19 protein-coding genes and 3 pseudogenes are annotated in these 25,899 nt (G+C 43.2%); 11 read left to right on the top strand and 11 right to left on the bottom strand.

Features of this window, described 5'->3' with window-relative positions:
- Positions 1-91 precede the first annotated feature (91 nt).
- Positions 92-1,012, bottom strand: coding sequence for a WG repeat-containing protein (locus G7Y90_RS11010; protein WP_372815323.1), 921 nt, complete (start codon positions 1,010-1,012; stop codon positions 92-94).
- A gap of 485 nt (positions 1,013-1,497) precedes the next feature.
- On the opposite strand from G7Y90_RS11010, the gene G7Y90_RS19105 reads away from it, so the two are divergent.
- Together G7Y90_RS19105 and G7Y90_RS19100 are read left to right on the top strand one after the other, a co-directional pair.
- Complete coding sequence (locus G7Y90_RS19105) at positions 1,498-1,983, top strand: EamA family transporter (RefSeq protein ID WP_502937353.1); 486 nt, start codon at positions 1,498-1,500, stop codon at positions 1,981-1,983.
- On the top strand, positions 1,922-2,425 hold the full coding sequence (locus G7Y90_RS19100) for an EamA family transporter (RefSeq protein WP_502937352.1): 504 nt from the start codon (positions 1,922-1,924) through the stop codon (positions 2,423-2,425). The genes G7Y90_RS19105 and G7Y90_RS19100 overlap by 62 nt, the downstream gene beginning before the upstream one ends.
- A 147-nt stretch (positions 2,426-2,572) precedes the next feature.
- On the opposite strand, the gene G7Y90_RS11000 is transcribed toward G7Y90_RS19100, so the two are convergent.
- The gene (locus tag G7Y90_RS11000) at positions 2,573-4,006 is read right to left on the bottom strand and encodes a solute carrier family 23 protein (protein ID WP_201560195.1); all 1,434 of its coding nucleotides are present in this window, start codon (positions 4,004-4,006) and stop codon (positions 2,573-2,575) included.
- 538 nt (positions 4,007-4,544) lie between these two features.
- On the opposite strand from G7Y90_RS11000, the gene G7Y90_RS10995 reads away from it, so the two are divergent.
- Positions 4,545-5,978, top strand: coding sequence for an L-serine ammonia-lyase (locus G7Y90_RS10995; protein ID WP_201560194.1), 1,434 nt, complete (start codon positions 4,545-4,547; stop codon positions 5,976-5,978).
- Positions 5,979-6,169: 191 nt separating this feature from the next.
- Here the strand turns inward: G7Y90_RS10995 and G7Y90_RS18500 are convergent, their stop codons facing one another.
- The 4 genes and pseudogenes from G7Y90_RS18500 to xthA form a co-directional block, all read right to left on the bottom strand.
- Positions 6,170-6,397, bottom strand: coding sequence for a DUF4377 domain-containing protein (locus tag G7Y90_RS18500; protein WP_349773337.1), 228 nt, complete (start codon positions 6,395-6,397; stop codon positions 6,170-6,172).
- Positions 6,306-6,566: a YgdI/YgdR family lipoprotein gene (locus tag G7Y90_RS10990; protein ID WP_250162381.1), complete on the bottom strand. Its 261-nt coding sequence runs from the start codon at positions 6,564-6,566 to the stop codon at positions 6,306-6,308. The genes G7Y90_RS18500 and G7Y90_RS10990 overlap by 92 nt, the downstream gene beginning before the upstream one ends.
- Positions 6,567-6,992: 426 nt before the next feature.
- Positions 6,993-8,215 (bottom strand): annotated as a pseudogene (gene argJ / locus G7Y90_RS10985) (bifunctional glutamate N-acetyltransferase/amino-acid acetyltransferase ArgJ).
- Positions 8,216-8,342: 127 nt separating this feature from the next.
- Complete coding sequence (xthA, locus tag G7Y90_RS10980) at positions 8,343-9,167, bottom strand: exodeoxyribonuclease III (protein WP_201560192.1); 825 nt, start codon at positions 9,165-9,167, stop codon at positions 8,343-8,345.
- A gap of 221 nt (positions 9,168-9,388) precedes the next feature.
- On the opposite strand from xthA, the gene G7Y90_RS10975 reads away from it, so the two are divergent.
- From G7Y90_RS10975 to G7Y90_RS10945, 6 genes and pseudogenes are all read left to right on the top strand, one after another.
- A complete protein-coding gene (locus G7Y90_RS10975; protein ID WP_201501346.1) occupies positions 9,389-9,979 on the top strand; it encodes a hotdog family protein in 591 nt (196 codons plus the stop codon).
- A 72-nt stretch (positions 9,980-10,051) separates the two neighbouring features.
- Positions 10,052-10,927, top strand: a complete 876-nt coding sequence (locus G7Y90_RS10970) for an ABC transporter ATP-binding protein (protein ID WP_250162380.1) — start codon at positions 10,052-10,054, stop codon at positions 10,925-10,927.
- Positions 10,928-11,027: 100 nt separating this feature from the next.
- A complete protein-coding gene (locus G7Y90_RS10965; RefSeq protein ID WP_250162379.1) occupies positions 11,028-11,183 on the top strand; it encodes a hypothetical protein in 156 nt (51 codons plus the stop codon).
- Positions 11,134-11,820 carry an ABC transporter permease gene (locus tag G7Y90_RS10960; RefSeq protein ID WP_349773420.1) on the top strand — a complete coding sequence of 229 codons (687 nt, stop codon included), beginning with the start codon at positions 11,134-11,136 and terminating at the stop codon, positions 11,818-11,820. Before G7Y90_RS10965 ends, G7Y90_RS10960 begins: the two co-directional genes overlap by 50 nt.
- A 687-nt stretch (positions 11,821-12,507) precedes the next feature.
- A pseudogene (locus tag G7Y90_RS19095) lies at positions 12,508-14,218 on the top strand (AMP-binding protein).
- A 634-nt stretch (positions 14,219-14,852) separates the two neighbouring features.
- Positions 14,853-16,553 carry an AMP-binding protein gene (locus G7Y90_RS10945; RefSeq protein WP_201560190.1) on the top strand — a complete coding sequence of 567 codons (1,701 nt, stop codon included), beginning with the start codon at positions 14,853-14,855 and terminating at the stop codon, positions 16,551-16,553.
- Between the two features lie 130 nt (positions 16,554-16,683).
- Here G7Y90_RS10945 and G7Y90_RS10940 read toward each other — a convergent pair whose 3' ends face one another.
- The 5 genes from G7Y90_RS10940 to sohB form a co-directional block, all read right to left on the bottom strand.
- Positions 16,684-17,385: an SDR family oxidoreductase gene (locus G7Y90_RS10940; RefSeq protein WP_250163970.1), complete on the bottom strand. Its 702-nt coding sequence runs from the start codon at positions 17,383-17,385 to the stop codon at positions 16,684-16,686.
- Positions 17,386-17,780: 395 nt separating this feature from the next.
- The gene (locus tag G7Y90_RS10935; protein ID WP_045454940.1) at positions 17,781-18,539 is read right to left on the bottom strand and encodes a histidine phosphatase family protein; all 759 of its coding nucleotides are present in this window, start codon (positions 18,537-18,539) and stop codon (positions 17,781-17,783) included.
- A gap of 68 nt (positions 18,540-18,607) precedes the next feature.
- Entirely contained in the window at positions 18,608-19,891 is a 1,284-nt protein-coding gene (locus G7Y90_RS10930; RefSeq protein ID WP_201560189.1) for a phosphotransferase family protein, read from the bottom strand.
- A 140-nt stretch (positions 19,892-20,031) separates the two neighbouring features.
- Positions 20,032-21,282: an acyl-CoA dehydrogenase family protein gene (locus tag G7Y90_RS10925; protein WP_045455026.1), complete on the bottom strand. Its 1,251-nt coding sequence runs from the start codon at positions 21,280-21,282 to the stop codon at positions 20,032-20,034.
- 245 nt (positions 21,283-21,527) lie between these two features.
- Positions 21,528-22,508 carry a protease SohB gene (sohB, locus tag G7Y90_RS10920; protein ID WP_055124124.1) on the bottom strand — a complete coding sequence of 327 codons (981 nt, stop codon included), beginning with the start codon at positions 22,506-22,508 and terminating at the stop codon, positions 21,528-21,530.
- Positions 22,509-22,876: 368 nt separating this feature from the next.
- On the opposite strand from sohB, the gene aspS reads away from it, so the two are divergent.
- Together aspS and G7Y90_RS10910 are read left to right on the top strand one after the other, a co-directional pair.
- Entirely contained in the window at positions 22,877-24,703 is a 1,827-nt protein-coding gene (gene aspS, locus G7Y90_RS10915; RefSeq protein ID WP_045455030.1) for an aspartate--tRNA ligase, read from the top strand.
- A 67-nt stretch (positions 24,704-24,770) separates the two neighbouring features.
- Positions 24,771-25,729: pseudogene (locus G7Y90_RS10910) on the top strand (lysophospholipid acyltransferase family protein).
- The last annotated feature ends 170 nt before the right edge of the window (positions 25,730-25,899 follow it).

The following is a 25,899-nucleotide window of genomic DNA, read 5'->3' as shown; positions in this document are numbered from 1 at the left end:
ATGAATCAATAGTAGGATTTACGCTCTTTTTATGCTGGATATTTTACCTAGGTCATTAGATCATGTAGGTCTTTATATTTGGACGCGCCGCTTAATCACAGCCCACTCCTGTGCCCTCTTTATCGATACACATTTTATTGCCGTTTTTTAGATTGCCAATCCACGCTTTACCACCAGTAAAGGTGAAGGCGGGTTTGCCTTGATAAAGATCACCAGCTGACACACCGCTATTGGCAAAGCGAAAAGGAATCACCAACTCGCCACCAAGATTAACAAAGCCCCAGTTTTCATCGATGCGCACGCCAGCCAAGCCTTCGGCAAAGGGACGCACCTCGTCAAAAGAATAGGTAATCATGGTCACATTATTATCATCGATAAACCCCCATTTGCCATCTTGCTGACGCGGTTGTAGCATCGTAAAGCGATTGGGAAGTGTCTGGTTGGATGAGGATGCATTGCCATTAGCGCTGGCAGGTGCTCGTGGCGTCGTGGATTGCTCGTTGTTACTACCATTTGGGTCACTGGTCGTTTTGCCGTTTTCATCAATCCAACTGATCGCTTGATTTTTACGTACACGGGCGACACCATTTTGGTAATCATCAATGTCACTAATCACGGACGAAAACGGCACGATGGTTTTATTACTAGTAGTAATGACCCCATATTTACCATCCTGCTTTACCACGATACGCCCGTTAGAGACGGGACGCGCCCAACCCTGTCCTTCTTTAAGCACATCATACATCGCAGGCACTACTTCACGACCTTGCATATTAAGATAACCGACATGACCGTTGCGCAGTACAGGCAGTAGACCTGCCGATATCTTACTGGCATCAACTTTTTGATAACGTGATAAATCAACGACGCTTTTGCCCTTACTATTCATCAGAGCAACTGGCGCGCCGAAATCTTTTGTCGCCAAAAAATAGCCGCTATTTGCCGTACAAGCCACGTTTTTATAATAACTTTTTGGAATTTTGCAACTGGCCGCTTGTACGCTTGGCGCCATAAATAGCGTAATAGCAAAGATGGCGATAGCAAAACCAGATGTCGATAGTCGTTGTTGTAGGGATAATGAACGTCGCAACATAGATGAACCTAGGCTAATGGTATTGAAGTACTTGAGGTAAAGACTAATAAGAAACTATCCTGTTTTATTGTGCCACTACAGAGATTATAAACCACTAGATTAGCAAATAGTGATATCTACGCCAACATCGTTCCTGTAAGAATGTCTCCACCATATATTCGTATTGTTATAGATACTTTCTTATATGAGTGAAGCTTAAGGTCATCATTGATTTTATACCTAGCATATACAGAGATAAAACCTGATATCGTGATAATAAATCAAACAATAAGCATAAATGATAGTTTGACCATTTCATTTTAGCGTCAAAACCTAGACAATACGGCTTGTATTAGCGTCAGTATTCATTGGCGTTATCGTTGATACAGTAAGATAAAATAATAATATGGATATAAGGATATTGTATGGCGATTGCTTCTTCACGCTCTGCCTCTACTGGGTTGGTCATTGGTTGTATTATCTTTGGTCTGGGTAGTTTGATTGTCGCTCACGTTGATATTGGCGGTTGGGCAATGGCATTTTGGCGCTTGGCTATTTCAGGTGTCGTATTCGCTGTATTGGCCAAAATCATGGGACAGCGTCTACCCCGCTCAAGGCGCGCTATTTTTTATGGTTTATTATCAGGTGTCTTTTTAGGCTTAGATCTGGCGCTCTGGCACGAGAGTATTTATGCGGTCGGCCCTGGTATCTCAACTTTATTGAATAGCCTACAGATTTTCTTTTTAGCCGCCATTGGGTTTTTATATTTTAACGAACGCCAATCTATATTGCAGCTCATCAGTTTGTTTTTAGCCATGTTTGGTGTGGCCATGATAGGCAGTCCTGAGTTTGCGCATAACAGCGCTGCCACTTGGGGGTTCGTCACTGGTATCGTCTCAGGGCAATGCTAGCAGCATCGATGACTTTATCCGTAAGACGCATGATACTGAACCCACACCTATATTTATGCTGATGCAGCTGATTAGTATCGGTGGTGTATTGGCGATGATTGTTCCTATGTTTGTGTTTGATATGGGTCATATTTTACCAAACACTTGGTCTGAGATTGGCTGGGTGCTCATCGGTACGGTGATGCAATGCTTGGCGTGGGGGCTAATTGCCTATTCCATTCCTAAGCTGTCTTTGGCGTTAACTGGATTATTATTATTATCAGAACCTATTGCCGCATTGGTCATTGATTATAGCTGGCTGGACAAACCAATTAATAGCTTACAGTGGAGCGGTGCTCTGTTGACCATGTTTGCAATCTATTTGGGCTCACTGAAACCTAAGCCGCGCGCCCTACGACGTTATCGGTTTTTCTCAAAATTTTACAAGCGAGACTACAAGTAGCTTTTATTCTGCATTTTTATCGTGCACTTGCTGCCACTCCATAAAAAGCGCCCATGCTACCGATAGCATGGGCGCTTTTTATGGAGTGATATACGCTGTTATCGTCGTTATCTGATAGGTATAAAACCTCAGCATCATAAAAGCTGATTACTTAGCCAATGATTGATGAGCAGCCTTCGCTTCAGATCCTTGGTTAAATAACGCATTTAAGACAATCGCTGCCAAAGTCGCCGTACCGATACCGCCCAAATCAAAGCCGCCTAAATGCAAACTAAAGTTACCGGTACCCATAATAACGGTCACGGCCGCGATAATTAGATTGCTGTTTTTGCTAAAGTCGATACGACTGTCTATCCAAATTTTGACGCCTGCAATAGCAATCAAACCGAACACCACAATGGACGCACCGCCCAATAAAGCGGCTGGTATCGTCTGAATGATGGCACCAAATTTCGGTGATAGCCCTAACAAAATAGCTACCACGCCTGCCACGACAAATATTGTTGTGCTATACACCTTAGTCACCGCCATCACACCGATGTTTTCAGCATAAGTCGTCACACCAGTACCGCCAAATCCTGCTGAAAAGGTGGTTGCCAAACCATCAGCAAAAAATGCTCGACCCATATAAGGCGTGACACGAGCTTTGGTCATACCTTCGACAGCCTTAAAATGCCCTAAGTTTTCAGCCACCAAAATAAAGGCCACAGGCGCAATCAGAATAATAGCACTCATCTCAAAGCGAGGCGTATGGATACTAGGTAAGCCAAACCACGAAGCAGCTGCCACACCACTAAAGTCAATCGCCGTACCAAAACCCATGACGTTGGTCATGATAAAATAGGCAAAATAGGATAATATTAAACCAACCAGTAATAGCAGACGACGCAGCATACCACGTGTAAAGACAGCCACACCACTGATGAGTAATACGGTCAAGGTAGCCATCCAAGCATCAAACTGATTGGCAGACACCCCTTGAATGGTCACTGGCGCTAAGTTGAGACCAATAATCATCACAATAGCACCAGTAACGATAGGCGGCATCAAACGCTCAATCCAGCCAGTACCCGTTTTCATCACCAGCAGCCCAATTAACGCATAAATGATACCGCAAGCCATGATGCCGCCCAAAGCGACATTCAAATTACCATTGAACCCTGCGCCTGCATAAGCTGTCACAGCGATAACGGGACCAATGAAAGCAAAACTTGAGCCCAAATAGCTCGGCATGCGCCCACCAGTGATCAGAAAAAACATCACCGTACAGATACCTGACATCAAAATGGCTAAGTTGGGATCAAAGCCCATTAACAGCGGCGCAAGCACGGTCGCACCAAACATCGCAAAAGTATGCTGTACACCTAATAGCACGCTTTTTGACGGTGGCAAATATTCATTGATACCGACTGGATCACGATCTAAATCGCCTTGATACGGACGCCATGTCGGAAACCAGCGTCCATTTTCAAAGTCTGGATTGTACGGAGGACTGATCGCCGCAGCCTCTAATCCAGGTTCAGCAGATGGTGCTTGAGCGCTGTTTTCTAAAGGCGAGGAAGGGTCTTTTTGAGAGGGCATACACGCTTGTCCTATGTAAACTGGGCTAAAATAATAGACAACAGTAAATGAAAAATAAAAATTGCTTTAAATCAGGGCATCAATCGGCAAGAATATGTGGCTAGAAATTATAATAACGAGTAAAATCCGCATCTTTTCATTTATAATATGTCGCCCTGACTCATTCATTTATGTTGCAATATGGCAAACCAAAAGTATTATTTGGTATGATGACCATGTTTTGGTAGATGTATGTGGTCGGATATGTTTAACTAAAAAACGGTTATGGTCGCTTATGACTCAGTGTACTCTGCAGCGACAATCAACTTACAGGATGTTACATAGCCATTAGCTCCGAGCATGATAGCGGAGTTTCAAAACAAATAAAAGTTATTATTCAATCACCATTTTTCCTCTTTTGCGTTAATACTTCCATGGGCGGTGCTTCCTCTATACCTTTGTCGGTGCTATAAGCGAGAGCTGCCTGTTATATCTCAATGAAAGTGCCTAAAGCAGCTATACAACATGTTAGTGCACTTAAAAAACTTGGTAAGTTATTATGATTAGTGTTTTTGATTTATTTAAAATCGGTATTGGCCCATCAAGCTCACACACGGTAGGACCCATGGTCGCCGCCAATCTTTTTTTGGGCTCATTAACCAAGCAAACAGAGCTGAAGGCTATTACAGGTGTTGAGATTGAGCTTTATGGCTCTTTGGCAGCCACAGGCAAAGGACATGCAACCGATACTGCTATATTGTTAGGGCTGCTTGGGCATGCTCCTAGTACGATCGATACCCGTTTGACCAGTCAATATTTGTCACCGATTTTTTCAGACAAACAGCTCAATATAGCAGGCACGCATGTTATTGCCTTTGAGACAGAGCGCGATATTCACTGGTATGACGAAACCGTTTTGCCCTACCATCCTAATGCTTTGACTATCCGCGCATTATTGACCGACGGCAGTCATTATCAACAAACCTATTATTCGGTAGGTGGCGGCTTTGTTATCAATGAAGAAGATGCCACCAATCCGGATGAAGATAACGCCACGCCGACCATTGACGCCATTCCTTACCCCTTTAATAGCGCCGCAGAATTGCTGGAGCAATGTCGTCAACACCACTTAAGCGTTAGTGAATTGGTATTGGCAAATGAATGTCATTACCGCAATCAATCAGAAGTTTTTGCTTATTTAGACTCTATTTGGGAGTCAATGCAGGACTGCGTGACGCGAGGCTGTCAAAACAGTGGCATATTACCTGGTGGCTTGGATGTAAAACGCCGTGCCCAAGCATTACATCTACAATTGTGCGCCGAGAAAAACCAACCCATTACCAAAAATGACAAACTCGCTGCCATGGACTGGATTGATTTATATGCCTTGGCGGTCAATGAAGAAAATGCCAATGGTGGAAATGTCGTCACTGCCCCCACCAACGGTGCAGCAGGTATTATTCCTGCGGTGATGCATTACTATCGTGACTTTTTATCAAGCTATAGCCAAGATGGTGCACGCAAGTTTTTGTTAAATGCGACTGCTATTGGCAGTTTAATCAAACAAAATGCCTCCATCTCTGGCGCTGAAGTTGGTTGCCAAGGTGAAGTTGGTTCTGCTTGTGCCATGGCAGCTTCTGCATTGGCAGAAATCTTGGGCGGTGATCCAGCTAAATGCCTTAATGCGGCTGAGATTGGTATTGAGCATAACTTAGGTCTAACATGCGACCCTGTAGGCGGTCTAGTGCAAGTGCCTTGTATCGAGCGCAATGCCATGGGCGCCGTCAAAGCTGTCAATGCGGCACGACTTGCTTGCCGCGGTAATGGACAGCACTTTGTCTCTTTAGATAAAGTGATTGAAACCATGAAAGTCACTGGTGCGGATATGCTAGATAAATACAAAGAAACCTCACGAGGCGGTCTTGCCGTTTATGCAGACAATCGTATCCCTACTGCCACTCATGGCGTCAGTGTAAAATATAGTCAGTGCTAGAGCGTTCTCTAAATTCGATTGACTGTTATCCAAATGGGGATACGTTCTAACATAACGATCGTTTAATATAGCTTATCCTGACATCACATTCCCAAGTATTTGCTAAAATAAAAAAGACCCCTAATTCTGTATTAGGGGTCTTTTTTATTTTGGTCAAATATGCTCATCAACTAGACATGCTCAATGATTCATTACTCAGCTGTTTTTGAAACCACTTCGTTTAGAATCCAAACTGGCTTAGCCATGTTAGTATTTTCATCCATCATGACTTCTTGGCGAACATCTAGAATATAACGATAGTTTGGCTCATAAGTGAAGCCCTGAATATTACCGTTTAAAGGTGTGTTTTTTCTGATAAGTCTGACGATACTGTAAGCATTCTGCTTCAACCTTAGTACCCTCAGCTGTTGACAGCTCACAGACGGCTTTCAGTGGTGCTACTTCTATTTCAAAACTTGGAATGTTAACCACTTTAACATTCATAGGTTGCCCATCGACAACCATCGTACGTTCGTTATCCATACCCATGGTAGAGCAACCTGACAGGGCAAAGGCGGTCATTACTGCTGCAAGTACTAATTTTTTCATTATTAAATCCTCAGTTAATTGTTATAAATACATTATTAATGGTTTGAGATTATTGTTTTGGACACATCATGCTGGTAAATATATTTTAAAAATATCAGTCAATTTTTGCGATGGGTGTAATACTACTGTCGATATTGAGCCAAGCAAGAGTATTCACCTGATTTAGCTTTACCGAATAAACCTATTAAGTCTCAATAATGTCGTCTATTGTTTGTTTACTGAGGTCAGTATAGAGCGCAACTCGTCTTCTGCTCTATAACTGCTTTGTAAAGTAACGTCAGCTTTTGCAACTGTTTTAATCGCGCGTATTGAATAGTAGAGTAAATTGATACTGAGAAAAATTTACACATCAAAAAGCCAGAGTGATAGTCACTCTGGCTCAGTTATTCGTTAAACAGTATTTTACTTAGCTGACAGTGATAACCCTTAGCTACGGTAATCGGCATTAATTTTGACGTAGTCATAGGACAAATCACAAGTATAAACCGTATCGCTAGCATCGCCGCGAGCAAGGTCAATATGAATGGTAATCTCGGAGCGACTCATGACTGCTTTGCCCGCTTCTTCTGTATAGCTAGGCGCGACGCCACCATTCTGGCAAATCATGACTTCATCTAGATAGACATCCACTTGTTCCGTATCCAAGTCTTCGATACCCGCATAACCCACTGCTGCTAAGATACGACCCCAGTTGGCATCGCTAGCGAAGAACGCAGTTTTGACCAACGGTGAATGCGCGACCGCATATGCCACATCGCAGCACTCTTGGGTTGTCTTGCCACCAGTGACGTTGACGGTCATAAACTTGGTAGCACCCTCGCCATCACGTACGATTAATTGCGCCAGACGGACAAACACCTCGGTCAAAGCCGCAAATATAGCCTGATAATGCGGATGCTCTTGGCTGTCAATGATATCTGAGCTGGCAGCACCTGTGGCGATCAACACACAGCAATCATTGGTTGAAGTGTCGCCATCAACAGTGATGCGGTTAAAAGATTGTTCGTTGATGGCACTTAGCATCTCCTGTAATAGGTCAGCAGCGATATTAGCATCGGTCGCCACATAACCCAGCATAGTTGCCATATTAGGGCGTATCATACCTGAGCCTTTCGACATACCTGTCACATGATAGCTAACACCCGCCACGTCGATTTTTTGGCTAGCGAGCTTCGGAATCGTATCTGTGGTGCGAATACCATTCGCCGCGGCAAGCCAATTATCAGCCCCCAAATTGGCAAGTGCATTATTAAGCCTGCGATGATCGCATCGCTATTTAATGGCTCACCAATGACACCCGTCGAGAATGGCAATATTGCATTACTATCCACGCCAGCCTTACTCGCTAGGGCTGCACAAATATCAACGGCGCGACGTTTGCCATCAGCACCCGTCCCAGCATTAGCATTACCTGTGTTAGTGACCAAATAACGCGGACTGGCCTTGGCAAAATGCTCACGCAACACCCGTACAGGTGCTGCACAAAAGGTGTTTTTGGTGGTCACAACCGCAGTGGTCGCGGTATCAGCGATCTCAATCACTACTAAATCATCTCGGTCTTTATAGCGTACGCCTGCGGCAGTGGCGCTTAGCTTGATTCCTTCGATAGGATAAATAATATCAGGTACTGCAACATTTCCGACTGCCATGGTTTAATCCTTATTGTAAAATTTTTATCATTATTTATAACGGATGATGCGATAAACACTGAGGTGCGTTGAGCCTTCAACAATGACGCTACTGCTGGTGAAGTATCAAACGCGACCTATATAAATATTACCGTTTTTTTAAATCAAATGCCGACCAAATTGGCGCATGATCAGACGGTTTTTCCATCGCCCGTAGCTCATAACTAATCCCAGCATCAACACAGGCTTCAACAAGATCCGAGCTGCACAAAATATGATCGATACGCAAGCCACGTTTCGGCTCATCATTGAACCCACGACTGCGATAATCAAACCAGCTATATAGCTCTGTGCTCTCTGGATAATGTAAGCGATAGGTATCTGTCAGCTCGCGTGACATCAGCGCCGCATACCACTCACGTTCTTCTGGTAAAAATGAGGTCTTTCTATTCTTCAACCAGCGCTTAGCATTGACGTCGCCAATGCCAATATCAGTATCTTCTGGGGCAATATTCATATCACCCATGATTATGAGCGAGCGACCTTCTGCTCTTAGGGTATCGATATACGCCATCAAATCAGCATAATAAGCGCGCTTCATCGGGAATTTGGTCGGATGGTCTTGGCTCTCTCCTTGTGGAAAATAGCCATTGAGCACATCAATCTCACGACCATCAAATTCATATCGTGCATGAATAAAACGCTTCTGTGCCTCGACATCTTCGCCAGGGAAACCTTTTTGCACAAATATAGGTGCAACCTTGGATAGTAGCGCCACACCATAATGGGCTTTTTGACCAAAGTACTCTACGTGATAGCCCAGACTCTCTATATTCTCTAGGGGGAATTGCTCATCATGTACTTTTGTTTCCTGTAGACCCATCACATCAGGATCGATCACTTCTCGCACAGCCTCAAGCTGATGTTGACGTGCGCGAATACCATTGATATTAAAACTGACAAAACGGGTCATAAATTATCCTATACTAATTGATGAAAATACGGTGCTAATATAAAGAAATGGGCTATGAAAGTGCACAATCCGCTATCATAACAGACGTCGACCGACCTAACTGTTGCGCGCCCTGATATCTTAAGCTAGAGTAGTTGTGGTTAATATGGCTGCTATCAAATTTTGGCCATCGAATCATGAACATCGAACAATATTTATTAAAACAATGACCGAGCATCTTTATGATAAAAAATAACAGCAAAAATACAAACACAGTGGCAAGTGTAGACGGCGAATATACGCCATTGTTTACCAAAAATTATAACGTCTATATTAACCATACTGATGCCGGCGGTATAGTCTACCATGCCAATCATTTGGTGTTTTTTGAAAACTGCCGCCGTGATTGGTTTGGGGAACTGAATTTGAATGGGTATTTTTTGCAGACTGACGATGGAGAAATTCAGCATTTTGTCGTCAGTCAAGCAGACTTGCAATACAAAAGAGCTATTTTGTTAGATGAAGTCATCAGTGTGCGCATCGATAAAGTCGAGTTAAAACCTGCCAGCATTATCTTTTACCAGAGCATTTATCGTCACAGCCCAGACAGCCTTTCTTCTGATTATGCTAATAGCAATGCTAATGCTAGCAGCTTATTAAGTAGTGGCAAAATCGTCATTGCTTGTGTGCAAAACCAAGTCAAAACCAAACCGCTATCCAATAGTAAGGCAGATACTGCGGTTGCTAGTGCCACGCCCATGCGCCCTATTCGTGTTCCAAAGCATTTACGCGATGCCATTGAGCAAGCGATCCACGAGCAGCTGAATGCTTAGTGGCTGGATAATTAGTAGTTAGATACTTAATGATTGGATATTTAGTGGCTGAATAATTGGCGATAATGACTTATGCATCTTCATAATAAACCGATACTGATATTCGAGAATATTCAGGTACATAGTAAACGTACAGCCAGCATACCTGCCTATAATGATAACAAGGTTGGCGATAAAAGTATTAATAACAAAAATATGGAAGCCATAGAAGCCACAACATCTGCGCTATCTACCATTTATCAAAGATGGATCAGCAAACTAAGACCAAACACTGTCTCTCAGCCAATCATACCTGCTCATCAACGATTATTAATCGATGGCGCCACAGGCAGGCTGTTAGCAGGTCAAGTAACCGTGTTGACAGGCGGTTCTGGTAGTGGTAAATCGGTATTATTACGGGTATTGGCTGGACTATTGCCAATGAGCGGCGGCAATGTGCGTTTGCGCCGTGATGACCAATCAACCAGTAGTGCTTATTGTAGTATCCATGATACTGCACCGATACAGTGGCGCACGCACGTTGCCCTACTCGCCCAGCACCCACAATTATTAGAAGGCAGTGTACTTGAGAACTTGCAAATGCCTTATCAGCTACAAGCGCATCAGCACCTTGACTTTGATATCGACTGGCATATCGCACAGCTTGAGCAATTGCAACGCAGCGCTGACTTTTTGCAGCAAGAAGTCTATCATCTATCGGGCGGCGAGCGGCAACTGGTCAACACGTTACGCCTCTTACAATTGAACCCACGGGTGTTGTTACTAGATGAGCCTACCGCTGCCCTAGACAGTGACACTTCAGCCCAGCTCGTACATCTACTCACAAACTGGTTACAGGCAGATAGGCGGCGTACATTACTATGGGTAACTCACGATACGCAAGACATCATGCCATTGGCCGATCGGCATTGGCAGATGCAAGCAGGGGTATTAACTGAGATATTCTAACGCTGAGCTAAGCCTGTCATGTCACTCTTTAAAATGATCTTTCTTAACAAAGTCGTATTAGGGTCTATCTTATATTCGTCATTTTATATAGTGAGCCACGATGAGCGGTACAGATGACATACAAATATTTTTAACTTACGGTGATATTGCCCTTGCCAGCAGCTTAATCATCATCGTTCTTATTATCTCTTGGCGCGCGCTTACAGCTGACCAAAACGCTTTTAACCGCGGCTATCCGCACGGTGCTCCAGCTTAGTTTTATCGGTTTGATATTGGCATGGATTTTTGCCCGTGAACAGTGGTATGAAGTCCTGTTAATTTTGACCATCATGACCTTGATTGCAGGTGCTGCTGCCAAAAATCGCGTTAAACGTAGCTATAAAGGTTTGTTAACTGACACTCTGCTAGCAGTAAGCGTTTCGGCTATATTAGTCACTGCGATAGCCATCATGATTATTTTAAAGGTACAGCCTTGGTACACACCGCAATTCGTCATTCCTATCTTGGGGCTGATATTGGGCAACTCGCTCACCGCTATCTCATTGACCAGCAACCAGTTGATTGAATCCTTTCATGAGCAGCAAGGACGTATAGAGATGATGCTCAGCCTATCTGCTCGCCCATTTGAAGCGGTACATGAACCAATACGCGCTGCCATTGTCAATGGCATGACTCCGACGCTGAACTCTATGCTAGTTGTCGGTATTGTTAGCTTACCAGGGATGATGACTGGTCAAATATTGGCTGGCGCTGACCCCACTCAAGCGATTCGCTATCAGATAGTCACTATGTTTTTGATATGTGTGAGCAGTACGCTCGGTTGTACAATCAGCGCGTTACTCATTTATCGACGCTTTTTTAATAAAAACAAGCAGCTGATATTGCCTTTATAGCATTCAGCATGACTAAATCTCAAATGAACTTCTAGGGCTTGTCCTCATTTAAAAAGGGAGATAAAAATGAGATAAATTGTCGTCAAACAAGGAAAGTAGCGCAAATAATATCGAGATATTAATAAGCTATTTGACGATGTTTGGCAAAATTTAGCCATTTTTAGGCCATTTAGAAAGTAATCGATTGAATTGAGGACAGGCCCTAACACATCTTTGGTTGATATATTAATTTTGGCTGCGATGATTTTTTAATTGACGCCTTGATTTTTATCAAAATTTATACTCATCCAGTGGCAAACAGGGACGCTACCTATTCATGTTAAATTATATATGAATCGTATTTCTCAGCTTTATTTATGCACTGCTCAGTATTCCATACTAGTATAGTATTTGATGGCATTCATGCTACTGTATTGCTTAAATGTATAATTATTTTCTGATACCTTAGTGTTAGATAGATAACAGGTAGAGCTTATTTAAGAGTAAAAATGCTTTTATGATTAAGCTATCTGTCCGTTCAATTGACTTAATTATCTGCCTAATAATAGTTAAGTCCTTTGGACGATGGCAACAAACCTACAGCCCAGTCAATAGATAAGGATATTATCACTCTCAGCGGCAAACGGTTTACGTCAGCGCTGATGTGTTTATTGACACGGATATGCTGCTTACTACAGAATTTACCCTATTTCAAACTTCAAGGACGCTGACTATGACCCGAATAAACCTTGGCTTGCCCATTATCCTAATGGTGTACCAAAGACCATCAACCCCGATAGATATAGCAGCATCATGGAGCTGTACGAAGAATGCTTTGAGCGCTTTCGTCTGCACCCTATGAGTATCTGTATGGGCGTGACGCATACCTACGATGATGTTGATAAAGCTTCGATTGCCGTTGCCGCATGGTTGCAGGCGCAAGGTCTGCCTCAAGGCAGTGTGGTTGCACTCATGATGCCAAACGTTCCGCAATACCTGCCAACGATGATTGGTATTTTGCGGGCAGGCTACGTTTGTACCCCTGTTAACCCACTGTATACTGGTCGTGAGCTGCGCCATCAGTTGAACGACTCGGGTGCTCAGGTTATTTTTGTGGTCGATAACTTTGCCCAAGCGCTTGAACAAGTCATTGATGAAACCCATATTAAGCGGATTGTCCTCTCAAAAATGGGCGACATGATGGGGTTAAAAGGTATCTTGGTGAATACCATCATCCGTCAGGTCAAACGCTTAGTACCTAAGTACAAACTGAATGACCCTAAGCACGAAGTGACCAAGTTCCCTGATGTGCTGAAGAAAGGCAAAAGCCTGCCGTTCCACAAACCAAAAATGCAGTTAGATCAAAAAGCATTTTTACAGTATACAGGTGGCACAACAGGACTATCTAAAGGGGCTATCTTAACGCAGCGTAATATCGTCGCCGCGGCGATGCAATCAGAAGCATGGACCAAACCGATTACGTCAGAGATTAATGAGGTCTATATCAATATGGTCATGGCGTTACCGCTCTATCATATTTTTGCCTTTATGCTCAGTCTACTCGGCATGCGCTCAGGCTACACCTTTATCTTGATACCTAATCCACGTGATATACCAGGATTTATTAAAACGCTGTCAAAACAGCCGTTCCATATATTGCCAGCGGTTAACCTTATTTAAAGGCTTTACTTGATCATCCCAACTTTAGACTTGCTCATTACGCATCTCACAAGCAGGTGGTATGGCAGCAACTGAGCAGACAGCTGCTCGCTGGTTGGAAGTCACTGGTTGCGCCATGATTGAAGGTTGGGGTATGACAGAAGGTGTCGCTGTAGGTACCGCTAACGTCATCACTGATCGCAAGTTTAACGGTACGATTGGCGTCCCTGTTCCTAGTGTCGATGTCATTGTCATCGATGATGAAGGCAATCGCGTTGGTGTCAACGAAGCTGGTGAGATGTGTGTAAAAGGTCCTAACGTAACCTCAGGTTATCTTAACAGAGACAGTAGTGATGACTTTACGGCAGATGGCTACTTTCGCACTGGCGATATCGTCAGCATGGATGAAAAAGGATACTTTAGATTATTAGACCGTAAAAAAGACATGATTTTGGTTTCAGGCTTCAATGTCTTCCCAAATGAGGTTGAATCAGTGATGCTAGATTGTGATGGTATTATTGATTGTGCGGTGATCGGTATTCCCGATGAGCATCAAGGTGAAGCAGTCAAAATTTATATCGTCCCTGCCGATAACAATGTCACCAAGGAAGTCATTAAAGAATTTGCATTGGACAATATGACTGGCTATAAATGCCCGCGTCATATCGAATTTGTCAGTGAGTTGCCAAAGAGTAATGTGGGTAAAGTACTACGTCAAAAACTGCGTGAAAAGCATATGTCGGACAACCCACAATTGTAAATAAAAAAATCATTATCAAAAGCGTTTTACATCATATGTAGAGCGCTTTTTTATGTGAATCTATCACTCTTATACAGAAAATCATTACTTTGTAACTATAATGTTAATGCTTTTACATAACAACTTTTTCTACAAACTAGATGATTCTTATCATGATTCATAAATTTCCAAGTAAAATGCCGTTCGCACCTTGTTGCTAACCGCTTATCCTCTATATGGTTACAACATATATTTTTGCTTTATCAAACTTAATTATAAACTATCAAGTTCTTGTATAAAAATAACAATATCAATTGTAGTTATGTTAATGTGTTGCCAAAATAAGTCACGCTATTTTTTATTAGTGTGAGTCGATAGTCGTTCAATTCAGATCAGTTTATGAGCAAGTGGTGCTTTTCTTAGTAAGGATAATAGTAACCAGCTGTTTACTGTATTTAGACCACTGCTTTTTATAGTGAAATGAGCTTGTAGTTAAATAATTTATATAGAGGTCACCGTATTTTAGCAGTCTGTGAATCGATAGGATAGCACGCGACAATCCATTGCTCTTAAGGCGATGATTTATATTGTTGACAAGGATGTGACTACTCTTTTATAGAACCTTAACGTATCACAACATTTAAGGACGCTAAGTATGACAGTAGATAAGCCTTGGCTGGCGCAATATCCAGAAAACGTACCCAAGACCATTAATCCTGATCAATATGAGAGCCTCATAGAGCTGTATGAGGAATGTTTCAATCGTTTTCGTATGCATCCTATGACTATTTGTATGGGTGTCACTCATACTTATGGTGATGTGGATAAAGCCTCACTGGCCGTTGCCGCATGGTTACAAGCGCAAGGCATTCCTAAAGGCAGTGTGGTCGCACTCATGATGCCAAACGTGCCGCAATATCTGCCAACGATGATTGGTATTTTGCGGGCAGGTTATGTGTGTACCCCAGTTAACCCACTGTATACCGGTCGTGAGCTGCGCCATCAGTTGAACGACTCGGGTGCTCAAGTTATTTTTGTGGTTGATAACTTTGCTCAAGCACTCGAGCAGGTAATCGAAGAGACGGATATCAAACGTATTGTCCTATCGAAAATGGGCGATATGATGGGATTAAAAGGTATTTTGGTCAATACGGTAATCCGTCAGGTCAAACGCTTAGTGCCGAAATATAATCTTGACGATCCTAAATACAACGTTACCAAGTTTCCAGATGTGCTGAAAAAAGGTAAAAACCTACCGTTTCAAGCACCAAAAACGGCTTTGCAACATAAAGCGATTTTGCAGTATACCGGTGGTACCACAGGATTGTCTAAAGGCGCGGTATTAACTCAGCGTAATGTCGTTGCTGCGGCCATGCAGTCAGAAGCATGGTTTCGCCCTGTTACCTCAGAAATTAATGAGGTTTATATCAATATGGTCATGGCACTGCCGCTGTATCATATTTTTGCTTACATGCTTAGCCTGCTTGGCATGCGCTCAGGTTACACTTTTATTTTGGTACCAAATCCGCGTGATATGCCTGGATTTATCAAAACTTTATCCAAACAGCCGTTCCATATTTTCCCAGCGGTTAATACTTTGTTTAAAGGCTTGCTTGATCAGCCAAACTTTAAAGACCTAGATTTCAGCTCACTTCGTCTCTCGCAGGCAGGTGGTATGGCAGCAACCGAACAAACAGCGGCGCGTTGGTTAGAAGTGACAGGCTGTCCGATGGTTGAAGGTTGGGGTATGACTGAATGTGTAGCAGTCGGCACCAACAATATCGTCATTGATCGTAAATTTAATAGTACGATTGGCACGCCTGGTCCAAGCGTTGATATTATTGTTATCGATGAAGATGGCAAAGAAGTAGGCGTTAATCAGGCAGGCGAGCTGTGCATCAAAGGTCCAAATGTCATGTCGGGCTACTTTAATAAAGACAGTAGTAGCGACTTTACTAAAGAGGGTTATTTCCGTACGGGTGATATCGTCAGTATGGATGAAAAAGGTTACTTTAGATTATTAGATCGCAAAAAAGATATGATTTTGGTCTCAGGCTTTAACGTCTTCCCAAATGAAATCGAGTCGGTTATGCTTGATTGTAAAGGCATTATTGAGTGTGCAGTCATCGGTATTCCTGATGAACATCAAGGTGAGACGGTAAAAATATATATCGTCCCGGCCGATAATAACGTCACTAAAAGTGATATTAAAGAGTTCGCTATCGATAACTTGACCGGCTATAAATGCCCGCGTCATATCGAGTTTGTCACCGAGCTACCTAAGAGTAATGTCGGCAAGATACTACGTCAAAAATTGCGTGAAAAACATATGTCAGATAATCCGCAAACCTTGTAGTCGTTAAGACTCTCAGTAGTTAAGACTTATAAGTTTCAAAAAATAAAAGCCCACTATATACAATGTAGCGGGCTTTTTGTTGCGTTAATTTTCTTGACTAATTTTGACATTAATAACAACACAACCGCTATCAGCTGACTCTATTGACCACTTGTAATGGCAAATGCTTCATCGCTTGACCGACAATCGACCATGGCAGACTTGGCACGCAAGCTTCGTCTACTTCTGCCTCAATCGCAGCAACGATCGCTTTGGTGCCTGTTTCTGCATCTACTTCAAACGGTAAAGGTTTGGCATTTTCATTAATTTCAGTACGGATATAACCTGGATAAATGGTCGAGACTTTAATGGGCAATTTGGTTAATAACATATCAGCACGAATGCCTTCTGCCAGATGAGCCAAACCCGCCTTACTTGCACCATAAGCGGTCAAATGCTTAGGCAGTCCACGCATTGCTGACATGCTTGATATCACCACCAGATGACCGCTGTTTTGTGCGCGGAAAATATTCATCGCCGCTTCACATTGCGCGAGCGCAGAGACAAAGTTAATCTCAACGGTGCGTCGGTTGGTATCGAAGCGCCCTTTACCAATACGGCGACTATCCCCGACGCCCGCATTGACCACCACACGATCGATATGACCAAAGTCAGTTGCGAACGCATCAAATACATCGAATATGGCATCATAGTCGCTGACATCTAATGCTCGATATTCAACACGAATATCAGGATACGCTGCCATCAACTCTGCTTGTAGACTTCCTAGACGGTCGGTACGACGCGCGCAAATCGCTAAATTATAGCCAAGCTTGGCAAACAATCTTGCCATGCCTTCGCCCAGTCCTGAGCTGGCACCCGTGATTAATACTGTTTTACCACGACCAATCTGCTGCTTATTTAAACCTTTTAGATAGCGCGCAGGCTGAATCGCGCTAAATAGCTGATTTTTACTTTGTTTAGCGCTTTTGGTGACTAAATTGATCAATTTATTTTGCATAGAACGTCCTGTTTACATCCATATTATATGAAGCTGACAGTCTATAATATCGCAAATTGATAAGTGCGGCTTGTCTGTTATAAAAATACACAAAAAGTACTCAACAGTTATCATAACTGATTCTAATAACATAAAAATCGGCTACGTGTTTAGAGCAGCCATTTTATCCTGATGTTAATCACGGCTTAATTATGACCTTGATATCTCACCGGCTATCACATGCTATGTTATCGCCACGTCACGAAGCGTTTGCCATCAGCAAATAAGTGACTGTATTCATTTAAAGACAATAGCCGTGTACTCTGCGCTTTTAAAGTAATAGACGTCACGCCCGTATTAACTAAGCTTTTATTAATTTGATACGCAGTCTGACTGCCTTGTTGTAATAACTGCGCGGTAATAGCCGAAATAATGCCGCCCGAAGTAAACACCAGCACCGTACTATCACGCTCTAAATTCAGATTGGCCACTTGCAAACGCACTTGCTCAAGCGCTTGTTTTGCCCGCTCATTAAATTGTGACCAGCTCTCAATATAATCACCGTCATTCCCACCTGCATGCCAGCGCTGCATCGCAGCATCAAACAACTCCGCTAAACGCGTAGATGGCACTTCTGCTTGCGCAATTTCAGCCGCAATAGCACCTTTACTCATGAAAGCAGGATTAGAATTTATAAACACGTCTTTATGATTAAATTCATCAAATTGTGGCAGTACATAGCTATCCGGCGCACTTATATCGATCGCAGGCTTACTAGAGATATTGCTATCGGTATCAACAAATGACTGATAACGCTGCCAAAAATGATGTGCAGAGTCTTGCTGCCTAACCAAACTACCAGTAAAAATCGCATCGATTCGACGCTGAGTCGTCGCGTAATGCTGACCTAGCATCTGCGCTTGAATACTGCCTAGCTCTGAAAGCTGATCATAATTTTCTTGTCCGAATGACGCTTGACCATGACGGGCCAAAAGTATGGTTGTCATAAAATATTGCCTTATTAATCGCACTCTTATAATTTTTAAAAGCCCTAGATTTTTAATTTTTAATTTGCTTACTCTTCAGCTTTAGGTGCGCTTTGTCCAAAATAGCTCTTTGGTAAGATACTTTTAATAACAGCCTGTATAGGACTTGGCAACTGCTCAATCATCGCAGCATCAACACCCATATCTTGCAAATGCGGCTGTACTCGGTTAGTAAACAAAATCTCACCTTCATATTGAGCAATCAGTTTAAGACATTTGGCATGTAATACGTGCACAATAATCCAGAAATTTTTAAAGGCTGGATTGGTCGTTTGTTTATGATAGTAGCGATAATAAATTTGCTGAACAATACCCGCTAGACGGAATAACCCAAACACTTCATAAAACGTCCAGTTGTCTATCTCTAGACCTGTCTGCTCAAGATAATAAGCAACCACCTCATTGCGAGTCATCATGCCTTTTAAATGGGTGGGCTGACGGCGTGACTGCTGCATAATGATATTGTCATCTTCTTCAATCCAATACGCCAATGCGCTGCCCAAATCCATCAAAGGATCGCCCAAGGTCGCCATTTCCCAGTCGAGTACGCCGATCACCTTGGTCGGATCTGCTGCATCCAAAATCACATTATCAAAGCGCCAATCGTTATGAATGAGGCAAGTCTTACTGTCAGCAGGCGTATGCTTACCGAGCCATTGACGTACTAAGGCAAAACTTGGGACGTTAGGCGTTTTGGCTTTGACATAACGCTTGTCCCAACCTGCCACTTGGCGCTCACAGTACCCTTCGCCGCGACCTAAATTGACCAAATCAGGATGGTTTTTATAATCGACTTGATGCAGCTCAATCAAAGCATCGATGACATTGGTACATAACTCGCGTGTTTGCACTTCGTTTAAATCAACGCCTTTTGGCAAGTTAGCCCGCGGAATAATACCTTCCATTCGCTCCATGACATAAAAATCTGCGCCAATAACGTCTTCGTCAGTACACAGCGCGACCATTTTTGGTACATAGGGATAAGCATCTTTTAAAGCTTTTTGCACGGTATATTCGCGCACCATATCATGTGCCGATTTGGCTTTGGTGCCTTTTGGCGGACGGCGTAAAATCAAATCTTGGCCGTCACCTTCGCCTTCATATTGTAGCCGGTAAGTCCAGTTTGAAGCGCCACCTGAGAATTGGGTAACGGTTGGATCGCCCTCTACGTCAACGCCTTGCTCGCGTAGCCAGTCGCTGACCGCTTGCGCGTCAAGCTCTTCGCCCTCGCGCACTTCGCCGCCTTTATCTAAAACTTTATTAACGGTTTGATTGTCAGCATCAGTATGGTTGGCATGATGTTCAGTTGCCATAAGACATTCCTTATCGTGTGGTCGTTTATTTTTTACCAGTTATTTGTTGTTTATAAAAGCTTAAGAGTTAAAAATTCACTATCAAATCATCGATAGTGAATTTTTGGTCATATAATTTAAATGACAATGTAGCCGACTTTTTAAGATTTAGCAGGTTTAGATGGGCGGCTAAATCCTTGACGTTTTAATTCTAATTTGGCAATCATGGTTTTATGCACTTCATCAGGGCCATCGGCTAAACGTAGCGCGCGAGCTTGGGCAAAAAAAGCAGGCAACATCGTATCTTGACAAACACCCATGCCACCGTGAATTTGAATCGCCATATCAACCACTTCTTGCAAGACAGTCGGTGCAACGACTTTAATGGCAGAGATTTCAGTCAATGCCGCTTTGGTCCCCTTCGCGTCCATTTTTTGCGCCGCGTATAGTGTCAATAAACGCGCTTGGTCAATTTTGATACGGGCGTCAGCAATACGCTCAAAGTTACCGCCTAATTGTAGCAGAGGCTTACCAAACGCGGTACGCTGCATACCGCGCTTAACCGCGAGCTCAAGAGACTTTTCGGCAGCACCAATACAGCGCATGCAATGGTGAATACGACCTGGTCCTAGGCGACCTTGCGCAATCTCAAAGCCCATACCAGGTCCACCGATAAAGTTATCGACTGGCACACGCACATTATTAAAGCGGACTTCGCCATGACCGTGCGGCGCATCATAATCACCAAATACCTTTAACATACGCTCGATGTTAACGCCTGCGGTTTTTGCTGGCACCAATACCATCGAATGCTGATGATGACGGTCTTTATTCTCATCAGGCGTGTACGCCATGACTATCAAAATATCGACCGCAGGGTCACCAAGACCCGATGACCACCATTTGCTACCATTGATAATAATCTCATCGCCATCAACCACAGCTGTCGCTTGCATATTGGTCGCATCACTGGAGGCGACATCAGGCTCAGTCATACAAAATACCGAACGCGTTCTACCTTCTAAGATTGGCGTTAGCCATTTGTCTTGCTGCTCTTCAGAACCATAGCGCCATAAAAGCTCCATATTGCCGCTATCAGGGGCATTACAGTTAAACACATAAGGCGCTAATAAACTGCGACCAGTGAGCTCGGCAATCGGTGCATAATCGGTCACCGACAACCCTGCCCCTAGCGTGTCATCTGGCAAAAATAAATTCCATAGACCGGCTTCGCGTGCTTGTTTACGCAAACTCTCATACTTCTCTGGCCACTGCCAATTTTTCCAATTGCCGTCTGGGTTTTGCGCATGACAATCCGCCCAAAACTGTGCTTCTATTGGCTCAATATAGGTTTCGATAAATGCTTTGACTTTGGCGTGCATGGTTTGACCATGTTCGGTGGCGGTAAACATCAATGTATTTTCAGACATAGCTGGCATCCTTTTCCTTGCTGATGGTTAATGATTTTCATCACGTTTACATAAGACTTTTATAAAAAGCTCAATGCTAACTTTATAGTGTACGTGCGTATACTCTGTTCTGTATGCCACATTTATAACACAGCATTTATGAATAAACAGCAAAAAGGCGCGACCCGCTAGGACACGCCTTTTACAAAATACAAACAATGCATCTATTTAGAGTGGAAAACTGAAAATTACTTTAGGATATTTAAACGGCTATTAAAATCAAAACGTGCCAATGCATCTGGCAGCTTGTCAATCGCCATATTTACCGTTGCTTCGGCAGCTTGTGACAATCCTAGCTTCTCTGCGAGCGTTGGCTTTTGACGGGAATGCAGCGCATAGACTTCATTGTCTTCCATACGCTCTAAAATATAGCTGTCTGAGGTTTGTAGGCTATCAATTAATTTGAGTTTCAGCGCATCTTCGCCATACCAATGCTCGCCTGTTGCTACTTTTGCGACATCCAATGCTGGACGATAGGTGTTCACGAAATGTTTGAATAACTCATGCGTTTGCTCAAGCTCTTCTTGGTACTTGGCACGGTCGTCAGCGTCATTTTCACCAAACATAGTGACAGTACGTTTATAGTCACCAGCGGTAAACATCTCATAATCGACGTCATGATTTTTTAGCCATTTATGAAAGTTTGGCAACTGTGATACCACACCGATTGAGCCAATAATGGCAAAGGGCGCAGCCACTACGTTATCCGCCACACACGCCATCATATAACCACCACTGGCCGCGACTTTATCGACACAGACTGTTAGTTTTAAACCAGCCTCTTTTAGACGTGCCAATTGCGCTGCTGCCAAACCATAACCATGAACCAAGCCGCCACCTGATTCAAGACGTACCACGACTTCATCACCTTTATTTGCGCTGCTGATTAATGTGCTGATTTCTTCGCGTAAATGCTTGACTGCCGTGGCTTTGATATCACCGTCAAAGTCGAGAACGAAAACTTGTGATTTATTATCACTGTTTTTTTTCTTATTTTTGCTTTTTGCCTTCAATGCTTGCTTGGCTTTTTTAGCCATTACTTTTTTGAATTGCTTAAGCGCGGCTTTACCTTGAGTTGCCTCCATTAAGTCTTCACGGCGTTGTTCTTGGCTTTTATTTAGATGAACAACTTGTAGCTCAATAGGGTTCTTAGCAGGGTGAAAAAGCATGAGTAGCATTCCTTACATGATTAGAATAATTTTAATAAGATTTTATAAGTGAGCCTGATATGTGCACAGTGGCTGATATTTTCAAGCAATATGACAATATTTAACCCGATGCAAATGTTACTGAATAAATACGCCCATTACTGATACTTTCCTACGCTTTGATTGGACGCCACTGGTTGTATAACAAGGGCAGATTAGGCATAATATGCGTTTACACCAAATTTTCTGTAGCCAACGTGATGACCATTTGTCTTAATCGCGTTATTTGTGCGTTTTTAGCGGATAGCTTGAATCGTACAGCAATGGCTGCATTATTGTATTTCGAATTGGGCTGATAACTGGATAATTATATTATGACGCAAAGCACTATGACGCATAGCGAATATCGAGACGAATATTGCGGAGCCGTAACCGAAAGCTTCATCGATCAAACCATCAGTATCGTAGGCTGGGTGCATCGTCGTCGCGATCACGGTGGGGTGATTTTTTTAGACATGCGTGACCGCGCTGGTATCTTGCAGGTCGTCGTTGACCCTGATACACCAGAAGCCTTTGCAATGGCTGATGCGGTACGTCCTGAATATGTGCTAAAAATCACTGGTCGCGTACGTCAACGCTACGCGGGTACTGAAAACAATAATATGACCAGTGGTCAGATTGAGCTGTTGGGCAAAGAAATTGAAGTATTGGCGAAATCTGAAACACCGCCTTTCCCATTAAATGATGAGAAAACCACAGTATCAGAAGACTTGCGTTTAAAATACCGCTATCTTGATATGCGTCGTCCGCAAATGCAAGAGCGTATGGTTTTCCGTGCTAAAGCCACGTCAGCCATTCGTCGTTACTTAGATGACCATGGTTTCTTAGACGTTGAGACCCCTATCTTGACTCGTGCGACACCAGAAGGCGCGCGTGATTATCTTGTGCCATCACGCACACGCCCGGGTAACTTTTTCGCCTTACCACAATCACCACAACTATTTAAACAGTTATTGATGGTGTCAGGTTTTGATCGTTATTATCAAATCGCTAAATGTTTCCGTGACGAAGACTTACGTGCTGACCGTCAGCCTGAATTTACCCAAGTGGATATTGAGACTTCTTTCTTAAACGAAGAAGAAATCATGAACATCAACGAAGGTTTGATTAAGCATTTATTCAAAACCATGATGGATGTTGATTTTGAGCAATTCCCACGCATGACTTACGCAGAAGCGATGCGTGACTATGCCTCAGACAAGCCTGACTTACGTATTCCATTAAAACTCATCGACGTTGCTGATTTAATGAAAGACGTTGATTTTAAAGTATTTGCCGGTCCTGCTAACGATCCTAAAGGTCGCGTTGCTGCCCTACGAATTCCTGGTGGCGCGTCATTAAGCCGTAAGCAAATCGATGCTTATACCAAATTCGTTAGCATCTATGGTGCACGTGGTTTGGCGTATATCAAAGTTAACGATGCGAGCAATATCAACAACGGCGTTGACCAAGAATCTGGTCTTCAGTCTCCTATCATCAAAAATATGACCGATGACGTATTGGTCAGCTTGATTGAGCGTACTGGTGCAGAAAGCAACGATATTATATTCTTTGGTGCGGATAAAGCCAGTGTCGTCAATGACGCAATCGGCGCACTACGTCAAAAAATTGGTCTAGACCTTGAGATGACTACTTGTCAGTGGGCGCCACTTTGGGTCACTGATTTCCCAATGTTTGAGCAAACGGATGATGGTCGTTGGACGTCAATGCATCACCCGTTTACTAAACCTAAAGGTTCTGTTGATGAATTGAAAAACAACCCAGAATCTGCCCTTTCTATCGCTTATGATATGGTACTAAATGGTACAGAAGTTGGCGGTGGTAGCTTACGTATCAATACCTATGATATGCAGCAAGCCGTACTTGAAGCGTTAGGTATCGGCGAGCAAGAAGCTGAAGATAAGTTTGGCTTCTTACTTGACGCCTTAAAATTCGGTGCGCCGCCGCATGGTGGCTTGGCCTTTGGTTTAGATCGCTTAATTATGCTCATGGTAGGCGCAGACTCTATCCGTGATGTTATCGCTTTCCCGAAAACCAAAACTGCTGAGTGCCCACTAACTCAAGCACCTGCTGAAGTTGATAGCAAGCAGCTACGTGATCTTGGTATCCGTGTGCGCGAAAAAGCACAGGCTGACACCAACAAACCTGCGCAATAAATGGTCTAACGATGTCCGGATATTTTTTTCAGTACTTATTACGTGATTCATCACCGTGTGAATGGTTATGAATCCGTATCACATTTTTAAAATCGTGCCATTGTCTGTCTTGCAGATACTGGCACGTTTTGTTGCGTGGGTGATTATCAAGATACCCAATTTGAGTATCATGCGTACAGTCAGTATCAATTTGGCGTTAATTGCGCCTAAGCTGACTAATGTGCAAAAACAAGTGTTAACCAAAGAGATATTTATCACCAGTGTTTGACCAGTATTGAATCGATTAAAAGCTGGGCCATGCCACCTGAGTGGAGTATCGCTCAGATTCGCGACGTTCATAATAAAGACATTTTATTAGAAGGACTTGCGAGTGCCAACGGCATGCTCGCTATCGTGCCGCATCTTGGTACGTGGGAGATGATGAACGCTTGGCTCAATCAATTTGGTTCCCCAACCATTATGTACAAACCTGTCAAAGGTGACATTACCAACAACTTTGTGTTACAAGGGCGTTCAAGGCTTAATGCGACCCTAGTACCAACCGATGGTAGCGGTGTGAAAGCCATATTTAAAACCCTCAAACAAGGTGGCTTTAGTATCGTCTTACCCGATCATGTTCCCGACCCTTCGGGCGGCGTGGTTGTGCCCTTTTTTGGTATTAAAACGCTAACCAGTACGCTTGCTTCTAAACTTGCTAGTAAAACCAGATGTGCCTTGGTCGGCTTATCTTGTATTCGCCGTGACGATGGTCGTGGATTTGACATCTATTGTTATAAGCTTGATGATCCAGCACTTTATGATCGTCATGCTGAGACCGCCGCTTATGCACTTAACCAAGCCATGCAACAGATGATTGAAGAAAAATGCAGTCACTATATGTGGGGCTATCGACGTTTCAAACATATTCCCGCATTAGGAAATCCTTACAACGTTGATGAAGAAACTTTGGCCAAATTCATTCGTGACAACAAGCGGGCTGATCAAAACGTTCATGACACAACCACGCGCGCTGGCAATGAGCCATGAACAATGACCTTACAATTAGCCAAACGTTTAGAGAGCTCGTGAATCATAGCTGTGATAATATTGGCTGACTTTTGTACCCTTAGACGTTACTAGGGCGTGTCCTCAGTTCAATCGATCGTCTTATAAATGGATTAGAGATGACTAAATTTTGCCAAATAGCGTCAAATATT

Origin of the sequence: Psychrobacter sp. WY6 (assembly GCF_018448495.1) — a bacterium.
Taxonomy (GTDB): Bacteria; Pseudomonadota; Gammaproteobacteria; order Pseudomonadales; family Moraxellaceae; genus Psychrobacter.
This window is presented reverse-complemented; position numbering and strand designations above follow the sequence as displayed.

Bases quoted from the DNA above. Each gene is read 5' to 3' on its own strand.
- G7Y90_RS11010 (WP_372815323.1), bottom strand. From the start codon at position 1,012: ATGGCGCCAAGCGTACAAGCGGCCAGTTGCAAAATTCCAAAAAGTTAT.
- G7Y90_RS19105 (WP_502937353.1), top strand. From the start codon at position 1,498: ATGGCGATTGCTTCTTCACGCTCTGCCTCTACTGGGTTGGTCATTGGT.
- G7Y90_RS11000 (WP_201560195.1), bottom strand. From the start codon at position 4,006: ATGCCCTCTCAAAAAGACCCTTCCTCGCCTTTAGAAAACAGCGCTCAA.
- G7Y90_RS10995 (WP_201560194.1), top strand. From the start codon at position 4,545: ATGATTAGTGTTTTTGATTTATTTAAAATCGGTATTGGCCCATCAAGC.
- G7Y90_RS10990 (WP_250162381.1), bottom strand. From the start codon at position 6,566: ATGAAAAAATTAGTACTTGCAGCAGTAATGACCGCCTTTGCCCTGTCA.
- xthA (WP_201560192.1), bottom strand. From the start codon at position 9,167: ATGACCCGTTTTGTCAGTTTTAATATCAATGGTATTCGCGCACGTCAA.
- G7Y90_RS10975 (WP_201501346.1), top strand. From the start codon at position 9,389: ATGATAAAAAATAACAGCAAAAATACAAACACAGTGGCAAGTGTAGAC.
- G7Y90_RS10970 (WP_250162380.1), top strand. From the start codon at position 10,052: ATGCATCTTCATAATAAACCGATACTGATATTCGAGAATATTCAGGTA.
- G7Y90_RS10965 (WP_250162379.1), top strand. From the start codon at position 11,028: ATGAGCGGTACAGATGACATACAAATATTTTTAACTTACGGTGATATT.
- G7Y90_RS10945 (WP_201560190.1), top strand. From the start codon at position 14,853: ATGACAGTAGATAAGCCTTGGCTGGCGCAATATCCAGAAAACGTACCC.
- G7Y90_RS10940 (WP_250163970.1), bottom strand. From the start codon at position 17,385: ATGGCAAGATTGTTTGCCAAGCTTGGCTATAATTTAGCGATTTGCGCG.
- G7Y90_RS10935 (WP_045454940.1), bottom strand. From the start codon at position 18,539: ATGACAACCATACTTTTGGCCCGTCATGGTCAAGCGTCATTCGGACAA.
- G7Y90_RS10930 (WP_201560189.1), bottom strand. From the start codon at position 19,891: ATGGCAACTGAACATCATGCCAACCATACTGATGCTGACAATCAAACC.
- G7Y90_RS10925 (WP_045455026.1), bottom strand. From the start codon at position 21,282: ATGTTTACCGCCACCGAACATGGTCAAACCATGCACGCCAAAGTCAAA.
- sohB (WP_055124124.1), bottom strand. From the start codon at position 22,508: ATGCTTTTTCACCCTGCTAAGAACCCTATTGAGCTACAAGTTGTTCAT.
- aspS (WP_045455030.1), top strand. From the start codon at position 22,877: ATGACGCATAGCGAATATCGAGACGAATATTGCGGAGCCGTAACCGAA.